14 protein-coding genes are annotated in these 15,704 nt (G+C 68.8%); 5 read left to right on the forward strand and 9 right to left on the reverse strand.

Annotated features, from left to right (window positions below; genetic code table 11):
• Positions 1-107 precede the first annotated feature (107 nt).
• The 4 genes from AC3WL7_RS03470 to AC3WL7_RS03485 are packed head-to-tail and all read right to left on the reverse strand — an operon-like array spanning position 108 to position 6,145.
• Positions 108-3,317: an efflux RND transporter permease subunit gene (locus AC3WL7_RS03470; protein WP_492749336.1), complete on the reverse strand. Its 3,210-nt coding sequence runs from the start codon at positions 3,315-3,317 to the stop codon at positions 108-110.
• 10 nt (positions 3,318-3,327) lie between these two features.
• Positions 3,328-4,500 carry an efflux RND transporter periplasmic adaptor subunit gene (locus tag AC3WL7_RS03475; protein ID WP_492749480.1) on the reverse strand — a complete coding sequence of 391 codons (1,173 nt, stop codon included), beginning with the start codon at positions 4,498-4,500 and terminating at the stop codon, positions 3,328-3,330.
• Positions 4,497-5,750, reverse strand: a complete 1,254-nt coding sequence (locus AC3WL7_RS03480) for a TolC family protein (protein WP_492749337.1) — start codon at positions 5,748-5,750, stop codon at positions 4,497-4,499. The genes AC3WL7_RS03475 and AC3WL7_RS03480 overlap by 4 nt, the downstream gene beginning before the upstream one ends.
• 56 nt (positions 5,751-5,806) lie before the next feature.
• Complete coding sequence (locus tag AC3WL7_RS03485) at positions 5,807-6,145, reverse strand: hypothetical protein (RefSeq protein WP_492749338.1); 339 nt, start codon at positions 6,143-6,145, stop codon at positions 5,807-5,809.
• A 168-nt stretch (positions 6,146-6,313) separates the two neighbouring features.
• Between AC3WL7_RS03485 and AC3WL7_RS03490 the strand changes: the two genes are divergently transcribed.
• Positions 6,314-7,000 carry a hypothetical protein gene (locus AC3WL7_RS03490; RefSeq protein ID WP_492749339.1) on the forward strand — a complete coding sequence of 229 codons (687 nt, stop codon included), beginning with the start codon at positions 6,314-6,316 and terminating at the stop codon, positions 6,998-7,000.
• Positions 7,001-7,081: 81 nt separating this feature from the next.
• Here AC3WL7_RS03490 and AC3WL7_RS03495 read toward each other — a convergent pair whose 3' ends face one another.
• Positions 7,082-7,471, reverse strand: coding sequence for a RidA family protein (locus AC3WL7_RS03495; RefSeq protein WP_492749340.1), 390 nt, complete (start codon positions 7,469-7,471; stop codon positions 7,082-7,084).
• Positions 7,472-7,578: 107 nt separating this feature from the next.
• On the opposite strand from AC3WL7_RS03495, the gene AC3WL7_RS03500 reads away from it, so the two are divergent.
• Both AC3WL7_RS03500 and dnaQ read left to right on the forward strand, forming a co-directional pair.
• Positions 7,579-8,472 (forward strand): LysR family transcriptional regulator, encoded by an 894-nt coding sequence (locus AC3WL7_RS03500; protein WP_492749342.1) that lies wholly within the window; start codon positions 7,579-7,581, stop codon positions 8,470-8,472.
• Positions 8,473-8,527: 55 nt separating this feature from the next.
• Entirely contained in the window at positions 8,528-9,037 is a 510-nt protein-coding gene (dnaQ, locus tag AC3WL7_RS03505; protein WP_492749343.1) for a DNA polymerase III subunit epsilon, read from the forward strand.
• 20 nt (positions 9,038-9,057) lie between these two features.
• On the opposite strand, the gene AC3WL7_RS03510 is transcribed toward dnaQ, so the two are convergent.
• The gene (locus AC3WL7_RS03510) at positions 9,058-9,906 is read right to left on the reverse strand and encodes a hypothetical protein (RefSeq protein ID WP_492749344.1); all 849 of its coding nucleotides are present in this window, start codon (positions 9,904-9,906) and stop codon (positions 9,058-9,060) included.
• Between the two features lie 165 nt (positions 9,907-10,071).
• Positions 10,072-11,310 carry a glycosyltransferase gene (locus tag AC3WL7_RS03515; RefSeq protein ID WP_492749345.1) on the reverse strand — a complete coding sequence of 413 codons (1,239 nt, stop codon included), beginning with the start codon at positions 11,308-11,310 and terminating at the stop codon, positions 10,072-10,074.
• Between the two features lie 115 nt (positions 11,311-11,425).
• On the opposite strand from AC3WL7_RS03515, the gene AC3WL7_RS03520 reads away from it, so the two are divergent.
• Entirely contained in the window at positions 11,426-12,145 is a 720-nt protein-coding gene (locus AC3WL7_RS03520; RefSeq protein WP_079224290.1) for an IclR family transcriptional regulator, read from the forward strand.
• A gap of 107 nt (positions 12,146-12,252) precedes the next feature.
• Positions 12,253-13,542, forward strand: a complete 1,290-nt coding sequence (locus AC3WL7_RS03525) for an MFS transporter (RefSeq protein ID WP_492749346.1) — start codon at positions 12,253-12,255, stop codon at positions 13,540-13,542.
• Positions 13,543-13,596: 54 nt separating this feature from the next.
• Here AC3WL7_RS03525 and AC3WL7_RS03530 read toward each other — a convergent pair whose 3' ends face one another.
• Both AC3WL7_RS03530 and AC3WL7_RS03535 read right to left on the reverse strand, forming a co-directional pair.
• Positions 13,597-14,766, reverse strand: coding sequence for a mandelate racemase/muconate lactonizing enzyme family protein (locus tag AC3WL7_RS03530; protein WP_492749348.1), 1,170 nt, complete (start codon positions 14,764-14,766; stop codon positions 13,597-13,599).
• Positions 14,763-15,695, reverse strand: a complete 933-nt coding sequence (locus tag AC3WL7_RS03535; protein ID WP_492749349.1) for a dihydrodipicolinate synthase family protein — start codon at positions 15,693-15,695, stop codon at positions 14,763-14,765. Before AC3WL7_RS03535 ends, AC3WL7_RS03530 begins: the two co-directional genes overlap by 4 nt.
• Positions 15,696-15,704 lie beyond the last annotated feature (9 nt).

Genomic DNA, 15,704 nt, shown 5'->3' on the forward strand with positions numbered 1-15,704 from the left:
GCATGGCCCGGCGCTACCGTAACGCGCGGTGGTAGCGCCGGGCCATGCCCGGCGAGCGCGAAGCGCGGCAGGCGGGGTCGGATCGCAGGATCCGACCCCGTCGTCTTTCAGCCCACCTCCCGCGGCTTGGCCACCCGCGCAGCAAACGTTGGCAGCACCAGCAGGGTCAGCACGGTGGCGGTGATCAGGCCGCCGATCACCACCGTCGCCAGCGGCTTCTGCACCTCCGCACCGGAACCGCTGGCGATGGCCATCGGAATGAAGCCGACGATGGCCACCAGCGCCGTGGTCAGTACCGCGCGGATACGACTGGACGCGCCGTTGATCGCTGCCTGCAGCGGCAGGTCACCGGCATCCAGGCGTTCGCGGATCGCCTGCATCAGCACCAGGCCGTTCAAGGTGGCCACGCCGGAGACGGCGATGAAGCCGACCGCCGCCGATACCGAGAACGGCATGCCGCGCAGCAGCAGCGCGAGAATGCCGCCGACCAGTGCCAGCGGCACGCAGCTGAACACCAGAAGAGCTTCCTTGCCGCTGCGCAGGGCCATGAACAGCAGGCTGCCGATCAGCAGGAACACCACCGGCACCACCGTCGCCAGCCGCTTCTCCGCGCGCTGCAGGTTCTCGAACTGGCCCCCCCAGCTCAGGTACGCACCCGGCGGCAACGCAACGTCGGCCACCGCCGCCTGCGCTTCGCCGACGAAGCCACCCAGGTCGCGGCCGCGCACGTTGGCCTGCACCACGACGCGGCGGCTGCCGTTGTTGCGGCTGATCTGGTTGGGCCCCTCGCTGACGCTGATGCGTGCCAGCGAGGACAACGGCACTACCCGGCCTGCAGGCGTGGCGATCGGCAGCGAGGCCAGCTGGTCAGGATCATTGCGTGCGGCATCGTCCAGGCGCACCACTACATCGAAGCGGCGGTCGCCTTCGAAGATCCGGCCAGCCGCGGTGCCGCCGATGCCGGTGGACAGCGCGTCACTCACGTCCGCCGCAGTCAGCCCGTACTGCGCGGCCGCGACGTGGTCGATCCTGACGTTGAGCGTAGGCAGGCCGGAAATCTGCTCGACCCGCACATCGGCCGCACCCTGCACCGCACGCAGCTTGAGTGCGACCTGGTCGGCTACCTTCTGCAGTTCGGCGAAATCATCGCCGTAGATCATCACCGCCAGATCGGTACGCACGCCGGAAATCAGCTCGTTGAAGCGCAGTTCGATCGGCTGGCTGAACTCGAAGCTGTTGCCCAGCTGCTGCCCGGCCAGCTGCTCGAAGCGCGCCACCAGTGCGTCTTTGCCCAGCGTCGGATCGGGCCAGTCCTTGCGCGGCTTCAGCACGATCACGCTGTCGGAGATGTTGGTCGGCATCGGGTCGATCGCGGCCTCGGCGGTACCGGTACGCGAGAACACGGTTTCCACTTCCGGTTGCTGGGCAATCGCCTTTTCCAGCGCCAGCTGCATGGCCAGTGACTGCTCCAGCGAGGCGGACGGTACGCGCAGGGCCTGCATCGCCACGTTGCCTTCGTCCAGGGTCGGCATGAATTCGCGGCCCAGCAGCGAGAACGAACCGATGCCCACCACCACCATCATCACCGCACCGGCCAGCACCGTGCGCGGATGCGCGACAGCCTTGCGCACCACCGGTTCGATGCGCGCACGCAGCACGCGGATCAACCTGGTTTCGTGTTCGCCGCCGTCGGCATGTGCATCGCCGTCCTTCGCCTTCGGTTCGCGCACCAGCAGCGCAGCCATCGCCGGCACGAAAGTGAAGGAGAAGATGAAGGCACCGACCAGGGCCAGCATGAAGGTCGCCGCCATCGGGTGGAACGTCTTGCCCTCCACACCTTCCAGCGTAAGGATCGGCGCGAACACCAGCAGGATGATCAGCTGGCCGAACGCCGCCGGCCGCGCCATCTTCATTGCCGAATCGGCGGCCACGCGCAGGCGCTCCATCGCGGTCAGCGCACGCCCCAGTTCAGCGCGGCGCTGGCCCAGCATCAGCAGCGTGGACTCGATCACGATCACCGCGCCGTCCACCAGGATGCCGAAGTCCAGCGCGCCCAGGCTCATCAGGTTGCCGCTGATGCCGAAGCGGTTCATGCCGATCACCGCGAACAGGAACGACAGCGGAATCACCAGCGCCGTGATCGCCGCCGCGCGCAGGTTGCCCAGCAGCAGGAACAGCACAACCACCACCAGCAGCGCGCCCTCGGTGAGGTTCTTCGCCACGGTCCTGATGGTGGCATTGACCAGTTCGCTGCGGTCCAGCACCGGCACTGCGACGATGGACGGCGGCAATGAGGCATTCACCTGCTGCAGGCGCGCGGCGGCCGCCTGCGCCACGGTGCGGCTGTTGCCACCGGCGATCATCAGCGCGGTACCGAGCACGGCTTCGTGGCCGTTGCGGCTGGCCGCACCCAGGCGTGGCGCACGGCTCAGGGCCACCTCGGCCACATCCGCCACGCGCACGACCATGCCGTTGCGCGTGGCCGCCGGTGCCTGCGCCAGATCGTCGATGGTCAGCGCCAGGCCATCGGCACGCACCACCAGGCCCTCGCCGGCACGCTGCACGAAACCCGCACCGGCCTGTACGTTGGCGCGCTGCAGGGCGGTGACCAGGTCCGCCAGGCCGAGGCCGTGCGCGGCCAGCCGGGCGCTGTCCGGGTGCACGCCGTACTCCTTGACGTAGCCGCCGACCTTATCGACACCGGCCAGCCCCGGGCTGGAACGCATCTGCGGCGCGATGATCCAGTCCTGCACGGTGCGCAGGTAGGTGGCGCGTTCTTCCGGCGTGCGCAGCAGGGTGCCCTCCGGCGTGCGGTAGACCTCACCGGCCTGCCATCCGGCCTCACCGGGCCTGGCCAGCGTAGCCGGATCGAACGCGGTAAAGTCCACCGTCCACATCAGCACCTCGCCGAGGCCGGTGGTGACCGGCGACAGCATCGGCGCTGCGCCGTCGGGCAGGTCACCGGAGGCTTCGCGCATGCGCTCGGCCACCTGTTGGCGGGCGAAGTAGATGTCGGTGGCATCGGTGAAGATCGCGGTGACCTGCGAGAAGCCATTGCGCGACAGCGAACGCGTGGTGGTCAGGCCGGGAATGCCGGCCAGCGCGGTTTCCAGCGGGTAGGTCACCTGCCGCTCGATCTGTTCCGGCGTCAGCGCCGGCGCCACCGTGTTGATCTGCACCTGGCGGTTGGTGATGTCCGGCACCGCGTCGATCGGCAGCTTGCCCAACTGCAGCAGGCCCACGGCCGCCAGAAGCGCGGCGGCGAACACCACCAGCCAGCGGTGGCGCACCGCTGTTTCAATGATCAGCGTGAACATGGTCGCCTCCTCAGTGGCCGTGCTCGGCTTCGCCCTTGGCCAGTTCGGCCTTGAGCAGGAAGGCGTTGGCACCGGCGATGCGCTCGTTGCCGGTCAGGCCGCCGAGGATCTCGATGCGGTCACCGGCACGGCGGCCGGCCAGCACCGGCTGCGCCCTGAAGCCGCCGTCGACGGCGACGAACACCGCGCTGCGGCCATCGACGTTCTGCACCGCATCGGCGGGGACGCTGAGCGAGCCGTCCTGGCCTTCGGTGACCACCACCGCCGATACCGGCGAACCGGCCGGCGGCAGCGCAGCGTCCACCGGCATGGCACGGATCACCGCGACGCCGCCCTGCTGGCGCACATCGGCGGCCGAGCCGGTGACGGTGGCGGTGAAGCTGCCACCCGGCACGCTCACTTCCAGCGTCATGCCCGGCGTAACCTGCGCGGCCAGCGCCGGCGGCGCGGTGAACACCAGTTCGTTCATCGCCGGATCGGCGACATCGGCCACGACGCTGCCGGCAGCGACGACGCCACCCGGGGTGACCTGCACGTTGCCGACGATGCCGGCTACCGGGCTGGTGATGCGCACGCGGCCACTGGCATCGGGCGCACCGTTGGCGGCCGCCTGGGCCTGTGCGGCGTCCGCCTGCGCCTGCGCGGCCATGGCCCGTGCATGCGAGGTTTCCAGATCCTGGCGTGCGACCACGCCTTGTTCCACCAGCGCCTTGTCACGACCGTGGGCCAGGCGTGCGGCCTTGGCTTCGGCAGCGGCAGCCAGCGCGTTGGCGCGGAACACGGCCGCCTCACCGCTGACCACGATGGCCAGGGCTTGGTTCTGCTTCACCGCCGTGCCCGGTGCCACCAGTACGCGTTCGACGCGGCCGGTCACGGTCGAGGCCACCGAGGCGCGCGCACCGATCGATGGCTCGACCCGCCCGGACAGGCGGGTGGAACCACCACCACCACGGCCGATGGCGACCACCTCGATGGCGGACGCCTTGATCTGTTCCGGCGTGAGCTGCACCACGCCCTCATCGGCGTCGGCTGCGGCGGCGGGTGTGGCGTCAGCGCTGCCCGGCGCATGGCCGTGGCCGTCGTCGGCGGCAGCCGGTGGAGCCTGTGCAGTGCCAGTGCAGCCGGCCAGCAGCGCGCTCAACAGCGCCACGGACAGCAACGAAACAGTGCGGGAAAACATCAGTGAACCTCCACGAACGGGGTGCGCCCTTCCAGGCGGGCAAGATCGATTTCGGCGCCGACGCGCGACAGGCGCGCATCCACGGCGGTGCCTCGGGCGGCGATGAGGGCGCTGCGCGTGCTGCGCAGTTCCAGCTGCGAGATGCGTCCGGCATCGAAGCCGATGCGGGCCAGCCGGTAGGCTTCCTCGGCGGCGGCCACGCTTTCATCGGCGGCGCGTGTGCGGCTGCCGGCGGCCTTCAGTCCGGCCACGGCCGAGAGGCGTTCGGCCTCGCTGTCGCGGCGCTGCTGGTCCAGGCGCGCCTCGGCCGCGCGCTGTTCGGCATTGGCCGCGCGGATGCCGCCGCGGTTGCGGTCGAACAGTGGGATGGAGAGGCTCACCCCCAGCGTGTAGGCCTGTTCGCGATCCTCGCGGAAGCGCGTCTGCGCGGCGGTCACGCTGAGGTCGGGCAGGGCGCGCTTGCGCTCCACCTCGACAAGGCGCGTGCTGGCCTGTGCTTCGGCTTCGGCAATGCGCACCGCCAGCGCGGCATCCCCGGTTCCGCGTGGCAATGGCGGCGTGCGGTCCAGCAGGCTGCTGTCGATCGACTGCACCGGCGCATCCAGCAGCGCGGCACCGGCCAGCCGCGCCAGCGCGGCATCGCGGAAGGCCTGCGCTTCATCCAGCGCGGCGGTGGCGTTGGCCACCTCGCTCTGCGCCTGCACCGCGCGCAGCTGCGGTTCGCGGCCCTGCCTGACCATCGCGTTGACGGCGCTGGCGTCATCGCGGGTGAGGGTCAGCGCCTCTTCGGCCAAGGCGTAGCGGCGCAGTGCACTTTCCGCCTGTGCGTACACCGCCGCCAGCTGGCTGGCCACATCGCTGCGGCTTTGGGTACCCCGCAGGTTGGCTGCCTGTGCCTCGGCACGCGCGGCACGGACACGCGCGCCGCGCTGGCCCCAGATTTCCAGCGGCTGGGACAGGGTGAGCACGGTATCGGCCCTGCCCATGCCGCCGTAGGAGCCGGTGCCCCAGGCGTTTTCGGCGGACCAGGAAAGGGAAGGGTTGGGCAACGCACGGGCCTGGTCGGCACGCGCGTCGGCGGCCTCGGCCAGGGCGGCGCCGACGCGGGCGCCGGGCAGCTGGTCCAGGCGTTCAAGCAGGGTGTCGTAGGAAGGGGCGGCTTGTGCCATTGCCTGCATTGCCGGGGCAAGGCCCAGCAACATGGCAATGACCCGCCCGGCCGCACGCAGCGACCGAGGTGTCAGGTTCGACATGAAAAATATCCGGAGGTGAGGGGAACGGAAGCCCGCGATTGCGGGACGCGCTCAACTCACGCCCGGGGAGGACGCTTCAGTTCATCCTGCGCGACGGCATAGGCCGCGCTGTCACCGGCCGGCATCCAGCGTGCCGGCAGCGGCGTGCCGAAGGCGGCAACGGTGCCGGCCGGCAGGCTCAGGTTGGAATGGTGGCAGTGGTTATGGCTGCAGGCACCGGTGTGCTTGCCGTCGCTGTCGCCGTCTGCGTCGTCGGCCGCGGCTTCAACATGGGCAGCGACCGTGTCATGCGGCTCCACCGCACAGGCCAGCACGTCGGCCACCGGCACGACCACGAATGCCGCCATCAGCAGCATCAACAGGGTCGAACGGAGGTGGCGGGCGATCCAGCGCATGGAGGGCAGGCTAGCAAGCGGTTTTCGCCGGATACAATATCAATGGCAGGGTCGGGGATCTGTCGGGACGCCCTGTAGAGCCGAGCCCATGCTCGGCTGCTCCCGTGCGACCGTTGCACCGCCGCGCACCATCGTTGAGGATCGGGATTCGTCACCAGGGAAGGAACGATGACCGCACGCATTGCCGCAGCAGGCCTGCTGCTGATACTGGCCAGTCCCGTGGCAGTCGCCGCCGAGGATGTCTACGTGGAATTCCTGTGGGCGCCGACGCCGGCAGATGCCCTCGCACGCTCGCAGACCCAGCTGTTCATTGCCGATGGCCACCACGATCACCGCATCTGTGTGGCCGCCAATCTCGTCGATACCGACGTGGCGGGCCTGCACATCGACATCCGTGATGCCAAGGGCGTGCAGGTCTCGCGCACGGCCCACGAGGACTACCGGGGCCGCAAGAAGTGCTATGCCGCTGACCTTGGCAGGACCGGTGTGGCCGGGATGTGGACCATCGATGCCGTGCTGGGGGATGGGCGCCGTGGCAGCGCGCAGATCCGCGTGGATCCGACGCTGGAGGCGTCGCCCCTGTACCTGCGGCATGACCAGCCCTACGTGGCAGGACGGCCGAACTACGACGCCTCCGTTCCGCCGGCCGAGTGGGTGGGCAAGCTGGTCTGGGCGATGGACGTGGATGCCGCAGGTCAGGTTACCCATGTCGAGGTGGAGACCGCCGAAGGCGTCGGCGAGCGCCTGCGTGAGCGCGCGCTGGCGGCCGGGCGGCTGACCCGGTTTGGCCCTGACCCGGCGCGTGCGACGAAACCATTGCGGTGGCGCCGCACATTGGAATTTGCCCCCGACTGAGGCTGCGGGCTGTGGTGCCGAGCCCATGTTCGGCTGGTTTCCCGTCATGAGCCGAGCATGGGCTCGGCTCTACAGCAGACGTCATGGCAGCTTCGCGATCACCTTGATCTCGAACTTGAACCCATACAGCCAGGTCACGCCGATACCCGTCAGCGTCGGGTGCGGTGCCTCGCCCCAGTACTCCGGCACGATCGCCCACGCCTTCTCGAAGTTCGTCTCCGGGTCGACCATGAACACGGTCACGTCGATCACGTCATCAAACGTGCAGCCGGCGGCGGCCAGCACAGCGTTGAGATTCTCGAAGGCGCGGTGCACCTGGGTTTCGAAGTCCGGCTCGGGCGAGCCGTCCTCGCGGCTGCCGACCTGGCCGGAGACGAACAGGAAGCCATTGGAACGGATGGCGGGCGAGTAGCGGTTGCGCTCATACAGGGCCTGTCGGCCGGCGGGAAAAACGACATCACGGTGCGTCATGGGGGGCTCCAAGCGGGAGGTTCCCATCTTCCGCACCGGATCTGTCTGGATAAACAGCGATGATCGGCCTAGATTGATTGCCAATTCCAAACAATCCCGGCCGGCCCATGGACCGTTTCGAGGCAATGCGCGCCTTCGCCCGCGTGGTGGAAACCGGCAGCTTCACCCGCGCCGCGCAGACCCTGCAGATCAGCCGCACCACGGTCACCCAGCTGGTGCAGCAGCTGGAAGCGCACCTGCGGTTGCGCCTGCTCAACCGCACCACGCGGCGGGTCAGCGTCACCGCCGATGGCGCGGCGTACTACCCGCGCATCGCGCGCCTGCTGGCTGAGCTGGAAGAGGTGGAGGGCGGCCTGGGCGATGCGGCCAGCCAGCCGCGTGGGCGCCTGCGCATCGATGTGCCCGGCCCGTATGCGCGGCTGCGGCTGGTGCCGGCGTTGCCGGATTTCCATGCGCGCTATCCGGACATCCAGTTGGACATCGGCGTCAGCGATCGCGAGGTCGATGTCATCGCCGACAACGTGGACTGCGTGATACGCGGCGGTGCACCCGCCGATCCGGCGCTGGTGGCGCGGCCGCTGGCCAGCCTGTCGATCGGCTTCCACGCCAGCCCCGCTTACCTGCAGCGCTTCGGCGTGCCCACGCACCCGAGCGCACTGGAAGGGCCGGACCATCACATGGTCGGCTTCCTCAGCCCGCGCACCGGTCGCGCACGTGTGTTCATCGCCCAGCGCGGTGATGAGCGCATTGAAGTGCAGGGCCGCCATGCGGTGGGCTTCGACGATGGCAATGCCTACCTCGCCGCCGGCGTGGCGGGCCTGGGCGTGGTCGCGCTGCCCAGCTACATGGCCGAACCGCATGTGGCCACTGGCGAGCTGCGGCCGGTGCTGCAGGACTGGCAGCTGCCACCGATGCCGATGCACGTGATGTTTCCGCCGAACCGGCACATGAGCCAGCGCCTGCGGGTGTTCATTGACTGGGCGGTGGAGGCGTTGGGGTGACACGCACCGGGCATGCGAAAATCATCACTGCACGCACCAGGAAACCGCCACACGCATGAGCCGCATCGTCGCACTGGATACCGAAACCACCGGCATCTCCCATCGCATGGGCCACCGGGTCATCGAAATCGGCGCGGTGGAACTGATCGATGGCCAGCTCACCGGTCGCCAGTTCCACACCTACCTGCAGCCACAACGCGCGGTGGATTGGGGTGCGCAGCGCGTGCACGGCATCAGCGATGCGATGCTGGTGGGCAAGCCGCTGTTTTCCAGCAAGGCCGCCGAGCTGCTGGAATTCCTGCGTGGCAGCGAGATGGTCGCGCACAACGCCACCTTCGATGTGGGCTTCCTCGACAACGAGCTGCGCCTGGCCGGCCTGCCCGGCAGCCTGGCGCAGTACTGCCGCATCACCTGCAGCCTGAAGCTGGCGCGTGGGCGCTGGCCTGGGCAGGGCAACAAGCTGGACGACGTGCTGCAGCGCCTGCGCATTCCCGGCAATCGCGGCCTGCATGGCGCGCTGAAGGATGCGCATCTGCTGGCCCAGGTGATTCCGCACCTGCGTTGATGACGCCTTGGCGGCCGGCTCTAGGCGTCTGCAGGGGAACGCAAAGACAGGTTGTCGTCATGGACATGATTGAACCTGCAGATCTGCTCAATGTGTTGCCGGGCCTCTGTTGAGAACCAGCCAAGAACTTCCACCAGATGTCTGTGTTTCTCCCGCAGATCCTGATGAAAGGTGATGGGCTCATGGTGGAACACGCGATTTCGCAGGGCACGAGCGCTTTCGACGCGACGTTGAACCTTTGCCCTGGTTCTCCAGGACTTGGGGACGCCAGGCAGAACAGAACCGAGGAGAGCAGGCCAGGCTGCCCTTCTTCCATTTTCATAGGCGAAGTGAAACATCCCGCACCAGAAGCCGAAGCCGAGCTCTGCAACTACTCGATCCGGATCATGGGGTTTGTTGCGCTTTGAGAGCTTTGCTTTTGCATCCAGGACCATGGCTGCATGGTTCGCATTGAGCCAAGTCTGTTCATACCAATCGGGCGCCCCGAAGTGCTGGCTGAAAGCGTTGTGGATGCTGTTGCGCATCACTACCTCCAGCATATGAAGCACTGGATACATCGCCTCGCACAGCATCATGTTCCTGGCGTGCCTTGCTACGGCCTCGATGCCCGCATTTCCATATGAGCGGGCTTCGGGTGCCGCCCCTTGGGACTGGGCGGCGGTGGCAGATTCCTGCCGGGCGTTCAAGGCCTCGGCCAGCGCAGATCCCAGCGCACTCGCGGGTGCTTGATTGACGGGATTGACCACAACGGCGACGGCGGATGCAGTTGGCAAGCCGTAAGATGCCAACCTGACCGATGACACTGCCGCCACCACCCCGTCAGCGGCTTTCACATCGATGAGCGATGCCCAATAGGGACTCTTGAACATGATGTGATCTTCCCCTAGCATCGCCAGCGCATACCCCGGCTAACTCCTCTCCTCACATGCTTCTCGTGAGTGATGGGTCCGGGGTTTTTTATGGTTGGCCAAACGTCCGTGTGTTGTGCTCACCCTGGAATTTCATGGGCTGGGCAAGGGTCTGGCAAAGCCTGTTCAACGTTCTACAGCAACGTCAGGCGGGCGGTAAGGTTGAATTCCGTCAATCGCGGCGACTGCAGTGCCCACGCCATCCTCGCTGGCCATCGCCGCGCCCAGTGCTGCCGCACGTGCACGCGTAACGCTGTCCTCGGCGAACGCAATCGCTGCCGCCAGCGTGGCCGCATGCAACCGCTTCGGTGACAGTGGCGCCGGCGCGACCCCCAGCGCCTGCAGGCGCCGCGCCCAGAAGAACTGATCGGCCGCGAACGGCATCACCAGCGAAGGAATGCCGGCGCGGCACGCCGAATGCGTGGTGCCGCTGCCGCCATGGTGGATGGCCAGCGCGCAGCGTGGGAACAGTGCTTCATGCGGGGTCGGACCGAGCACGAACACGTTCGCTGGCAGCGCACCTGCCGGCAGCCCGGCCCAGCCCGGAAACAGCAGCACGCGGCGCGGCGCCAGCGCCTGCAGCAAGGCCGGCAGCACACGCTCGCGGTCGAAGCCGGTCATGCTGCCGAAGCCGAGATAGACCGGCGCGGGCCCGGCATCGAGGAAGGCCTGCAGGTCGGCGGGTGGCGACCACGGTTGTTCCGGCATCCGCCACTGCCCGCACACCACATGGTCGGCCGGCCAGTCGGCAGGCGGCGGCAGCAGCTGCGGGGAGATGCCGTACAGCATCGGCAGCCCGGACCAGAGCGTGCGGCGCGGCGGTTGCCCCAGGCCGGCGCGCGCGGCGTTGATCGGCCTGCGGAAGGTGCGCCATACCGCCTGGTTGACCAGCCCGTAGCTGGCCCGGCGCAGCACGCCCGGCAGCGGCATCGGTGGCAGGAAGGGGGAGGCAAAGGCGCGCGTCGGGGTGAGCGGGATCATCCCGGTGCCAATGGCCGGCAGGCCGTGCCGCTCGGCCACGCTCAGGCCCACCAGCGCGGCCAGGCCGCCGGTCAGCACTGCATCGCAGCCGGCGGTGGCCGCATCGGCCTGCGCCATCCAGGCCGGCACGTGGCGGCCGGCCATCCGCGCCAGCCCGCGCGAGGCGGCGGCCAGATTGTTGCCGCGCGCCACCAGCGCGACCACTTCGTCGTGGATGTCGCCTTCCAGCGCCGCGTGCGGCACGCCCAGTTCGCGCGCGCTGCCCAGCGTGCCCTGCTCGGCCAGCAGCAGCACCTCGTGGCCGGCCTTGCGCAGCCCATGGCACAGCATCACCAGGGGGCGCGTGTCGCCTTCGGTTCCATAGGTCACGGCCAGCAGTCGCATCGGGGGCTTCGCGGGTGGGGCTGTCAGTATCGCCGCAGGTCGCAGAAGGCCGCGCGAATGCACCCGCGTGTTGCTATTGGTGGCATTGCACGGGCCCGGCCAGTACGCTTCCTGCATGCGAACCAAGCCCAATGCCCAGCCCAACCAGAGCCTGATCGACGGCATCGCCACCCTTCAGGCACTGGCGTCGTCGCCCGAGCCGGTGGGCTGCCGTGAACTGGCCCGCCAGCTCGACGCCAACCCGACGCGGGTCAACCGCCTGCTCAAGACCCTGGCCTATCTGGGCATCGCACGGCAGACCGCCGACCGCAAGTACACCGCCGGCCCGGGCATGCACGTGCTGGCCGCGCAGAGCCTGTTCGCTTCCGGTCTGATCCGTCGCGCGCTGCCGGTGCTGGAAAGCCTGCGCCGCTTCGGCCACACCGTGGCACTGGGCGTGCTGTGGAACGACAGCGTCAGCTACCTGTTCCATGCGCCGCCGGGCATCGAGGCGGCACGGGGCCTGGGCCGCATCGGCCTGCTGCCGGCCACCACCAGCGGCATCGGCATCGTGCTGCTGGCGCAGCTGAGCGATGACGAAGTGCGCGAGATCTACCAGGACAAGCCGATCCCGATGTTCCCCGAGGGCATCGAGCAGCTGCTGGCGACCCTGGCAGTGACCCGTGCGCAGGGCCATGCCCGGGTGCACGTCGCCGACGAACGTGACCACCACATCGTCGCCATCGCCATGGGCGACCCGGTCCACGCCGGCATCGCCATGTCCGGCTGGATCCCCGAATCGGCCACTGCGGAACTGGTCGCGGCCCTGCGCACGGCGGCGGCGGAGATAGGCTGAGGCACCGCGACAGGGCTGCCGCAGTGCGACTTGACCTGTTGCTACAATAGCAATACGTTGCAGCCTTCCGATGGGGAGGTGTCGTCGATGGCCAAGCGGTGGAGCGCGTGAGCGGGTCGGGCAAGACCAAGTGGGTCCTGCTGGGACTGCTGTTCTTTTCCACCGTCATCAACTACCTGGACCGGCAGGCGCTGTCGATCCTGGCCACGACCATCCAGGCCGACCTGGACATGTCCGACATCGAGTACGCGCGGGTGGTGCAGGTGTTCCTGTTCGCCTATGCCGCCGCCTATGTCATGGCCGGGCGCATCACCGACTGGCTGGGCGCGCGGGTGGCGCTGCTGCTGTTCGTGGGCTGGTGGTCGCTGGCCAACATCGCTACCGGCTTCGTACGCAGTGCGGTGGAACTGGGCGCGGCGCGATTCGCGCTGGGCCTGGGCGAGCCGGGCAACTACACGGTCGGCACCAAGGTGGTGTCCGAACAGTTCCCGCCGCGCCAGCGTGGCCTTGCCCTGGGCCTGTACACCGCCGGCGCGATGATCGGCGCCACCCTGGCACCGCCGCTGATCGGCGGCATCGCCATCGCCTACGGCTGGCGCGCGGCATTCTGGATCACCGGCCTGGCCGGGCTGGTGTGGATGATCGGCTGGTGGTGGGCCTACCCGCGCGGCGCCGGCAAGCAGTCGACCGCAGTGGCCGCCAGCGCTTCGGTTGCGTCTCCATCCGACGAGGCCGTGGCCGCACCGACGCCGCCGAGCATGAAAGGGGTCTGGGGCCGGTTGGCGCGCGACCGTACGGTATGGGCGTTGGTCGCCTCGCGCGCCGTGGCCGACCCGGTCTGGTACTTCTACCTGTTCTGGTTCCCCAAATACCTGGGCGATGCGCGCGGCATGAGCCTGATGGCGGTCGCGTCGCTGGCCTGGATCGTCTACGTGGCCGCCGACATCGGCAGCGTCGGCGGTGGCCTGATTTCCGGCGGCCTGGTGAAGCGTGGCATGGACCCGGTGCAGGCCCGCCTGCGCACGATGATCGGCGCGGCGTGCCTGGCACCGGTCGGCATCTTCGTGGCCCTGCATCCGCCGATCCCCGTGCTGCTGGGGCTGGCCTGCCTGGTCACGTTTGCCCACCTCACCTATCAGATCAACCTGACCACGATGACGGTGGACCTGTTCCCGTCGCGCTACATCGCTTCGGTGGCGGGGCTGGTGGGCTGCGGCAGTGCGCTGGGCGGCATGGTGTCGGCGCAGGTGGTGGGGCACCTGGTGGCCGGTGGCAACTTCGACCGCGCGTTCGTGCTGATGGCGGTGCTGCACCCGATCGCGGTGGTGCTGGCCTGGATCGCACTGCGCCAGGCACGTCGCTCGCCGATGACCCTTGTAGGGCAGCAGGCGGCATAACCACGTGTCTCTGTAGCGTCGAGCATGGCTCGACGCTACAGAGGCCAAGCCGGGTCAGCCCACGGCTTCGGCGTGTTGCCAGAACATCGCGTTGGGCGTGGCACCCAGGCCTGGGCCGCTGGGCAGCCGATAGCCGTCCTGCGTGTAGGCCATGTCGGTGTCCAGCATCTGCACCGAGCGCGAGAAGATCGAGTGCTGCCACTCGTGCCGCCACAGCCCTTCGACCACCGCCGATGCATGCAGGCTGGCCGCCATGAAGATGCCGCCGCCGATGGTGGCGTGCGGTGCGACCTGCACGCCGTGGGCGGCGGCCAGGCGGGCGATGCGCAGGAACTGGGTGATGCCGGTGTGGCCCATCTCCGGCTGCACGTAGGCCAGGCTTCCACCTTCCACGCGCGGCCTCGCCACGTATTCTGTCGGCCACTCTTCGCCTGCAGCCACCGGAATCGGGCTCTGCTGGCCCAGCGCGACCAGTCCAGGCACGTCTTCCGGCTTCAGCGGCGCCTCGATGAAGGTCAGCCCCACCGGCTGCAGCTGGTGGGCCAGCTGCAGCGCGCCTTCAAGGTCGAACTTCCAGTGCAGGTCGACCATCAGCTGGGCGTCCGCGCCCAGTGCCTGGCGCAGCGCCGCCATCTCTTCGGCAATGCCGTCGTGGCTGACCACCGCGTGCACCTTGAAGGCGGTATGGCCCTGCTGCTGGAACGTGCGCGCCATGGCCACCTTCTCCTCCAGCGTGGCCGCGGGCAGGCCGGACACGTAGCCGGCGATGCGCTCGTGGCGCCGCTCTCCCAGCAGCGACCACAGCGGCTGGTCCGCGGCGCGCGCGCGCAGGTCCCACAGCGCGATGTCCAGCGCGGCGATGGCATCGGTGTGGAAACCGCTGCCGCAGCCGCGCACGCGCATCAGGCCGTACAGGTCGTCCCAGATCGCCTCGACGTCTTCCGGGTCGCGGCCCAGCAGCTCCGGTGCCAGCAGGTCGTTGATGATTTCGCAGGTCGCGCGCGGTGCGCAGATGCCGTACGTCTCACCCCAGCCAACGGCGCCGTCGGCGGTGGTCACCCGTACCAGCACCGAGCGGTCCACGGTCGGGTACAGCGTGCCGTTGCCCCGGCGCACCAGGTAGCCACGCTCGTTGACCCTTTCCCCGGCACCCAGTGGCCCCAGGTAGGGCGTGCTGCGTGGCACGGTGAGGATGAAGGTCTCGACGCGGGTGACGGCGCTCATGCAGGGGTCCGTTGTGGGCGACCGGGCACAACGTCCAGCGGCAGCAGGTCGGCGATGCGGGACAAAAGGGTATCCAGTTCGCGGCGGTCCCAGGCATCCAGCGCCGGGCCGGGCGCGCGTACATGCTCGCAGTCGATGATGCCCCGGCGCAGCAGCACGGCCTTGGTCAGCCGCCAGCGGAACACCGCCTGCATGCTCAGCAGCGGCAGCGTGCGTTCGAACAGTACGCGCGCGCGCTCGTGGTCACCGGCGGCATGCGCGGCCAGCATCGCCACGTGCACTTCGGTGATCTCGCAGGCCGGCATGGTGCCCACCGCACCGCGTGCCAGCTCGTCCAGCACGTAGCGCGCGCCCGCGCCACCGAACACCGCCTGCACGGCATCGCCAGCACGTTCGGACAGCGCGGTGATGCGATGCCCGGACGGCATCGTTTCTTCCTTGACGTAGGCGATCGCCGGCACCTGGGTGGCCAGCGCCAGCAGCGCATCCACGCCCAGCCCCACGCCCATCGGCGGCGGTGCGTTCTGCAGCATGATCGGCACGCCGGATTCGGCGCCCAGGCGCGCAAAGAACGCCGCCATGCCTTCGTTGTCACCGGCCAGCGCGTGCGGGGTCAGCACCATCGCCGCCGCTGCGCCTGCTTCGCCGCCGGCACGGGTCAGGCGCACGGCATCGTCCAGCGTCTTCGCACTGCCACCGACGATGAACGGCACGCGGCCGTTGTTCCAGCGGCCGATGCAGGCGGTCAGGTGCAGGCGTTCCTCCATGTCCAGCATGTCGTACTCGCTGGCCAGGCCGGGGAACACCACGCCGGCGGCACCGGCGGCCAGCAGGTACTCGAACACTCCCTGGGTTGCGGTCTCGTCCACGGCGCCCTGGGCATCGAAGATCGTGGGAAGAATCGGGAAGACACCTTGCAGAGCGGCCATTGCGCCGGA

Source organism: Stenotrophomonas sp. FW305-3-2-15-E-LB1 (assembly GCF_058787375.1).

Coding starts and splice junctions, on each gene's coding strand:
- AC3WL7_RS03490 (WP_492749339.1), top strand. CDS start 6,314: ATGACCGCACGCATTGCCGCAGCAGGCCTGCTGCTGATACTGGCCAGT.
- AC3WL7_RS03510 (WP_492749344.1), bottom strand. CDS start 9,906: ATGTTCAAGAGTCCCTATTGGGCATCGCTCATCGATGTGAAAGCCGCT.
- AC3WL7_RS03535 (WP_492749349.1), bottom strand. CDS start 15,695: ATGGCCGCTCTGCAAGGTGTCTTCCCGATTCTTCCCACGATCTTCGAT.
- AC3WL7_RS03530 (WP_492749348.1), bottom strand. CDS start 14,766: ATGAGCGCCGTCACCCGCGTCGAGACCTTCATCCTCACCGTGCCACGC.
- AC3WL7_RS03520 (WP_079224290.1), top strand. CDS start 11,426: ATGCGAACCAAGCCCAATGCCCAGCCCAACCAGAGCCTGATCGACGGC.
- AC3WL7_RS03480 (WP_492749337.1), bottom strand. CDS start 5,750: ATGTCGAACCTGACACCTCGGTCGCTGCGTGCGGCCGGGCGGGTCATT.
- AC3WL7_RS03500 (WP_492749342.1), top strand. CDS start 7,579: ATGGACCGTTTCGAGGCAATGCGCGCCTTCGCCCGCGTGGTGGAAACC.
- dnaQ (WP_492749343.1), top strand. CDS start 8,528: ATGAGCCGCATCGTCGCACTGGATACCGAAACCACCGGCATCTCCCAT.
- AC3WL7_RS03485 (WP_492749338.1), bottom strand. CDS start 6,145: ATGCGCTGGATCGCCCGCCACCTCCGTTCGACCCTGTTGATGCTGCTG.
- AC3WL7_RS03470 (WP_492749336.1), bottom strand. CDS start 3,317: ATGTTCACGCTGATCATTGAAACAGCGGTGCGCCACCGCTGGCTGGTG.
- AC3WL7_RS03515 (WP_492749345.1), bottom strand. CDS start 11,310: ATGCGACTGCTGGCCGTGACCTATGGAACCGAAGGCGACACGCGCCCC.
- AC3WL7_RS03495 (WP_492749340.1), bottom strand. CDS start 7,471: ATGACGCACCGTGATGTCGTTTTTCCCGCCGGCCGACAGGCCCTGTAT.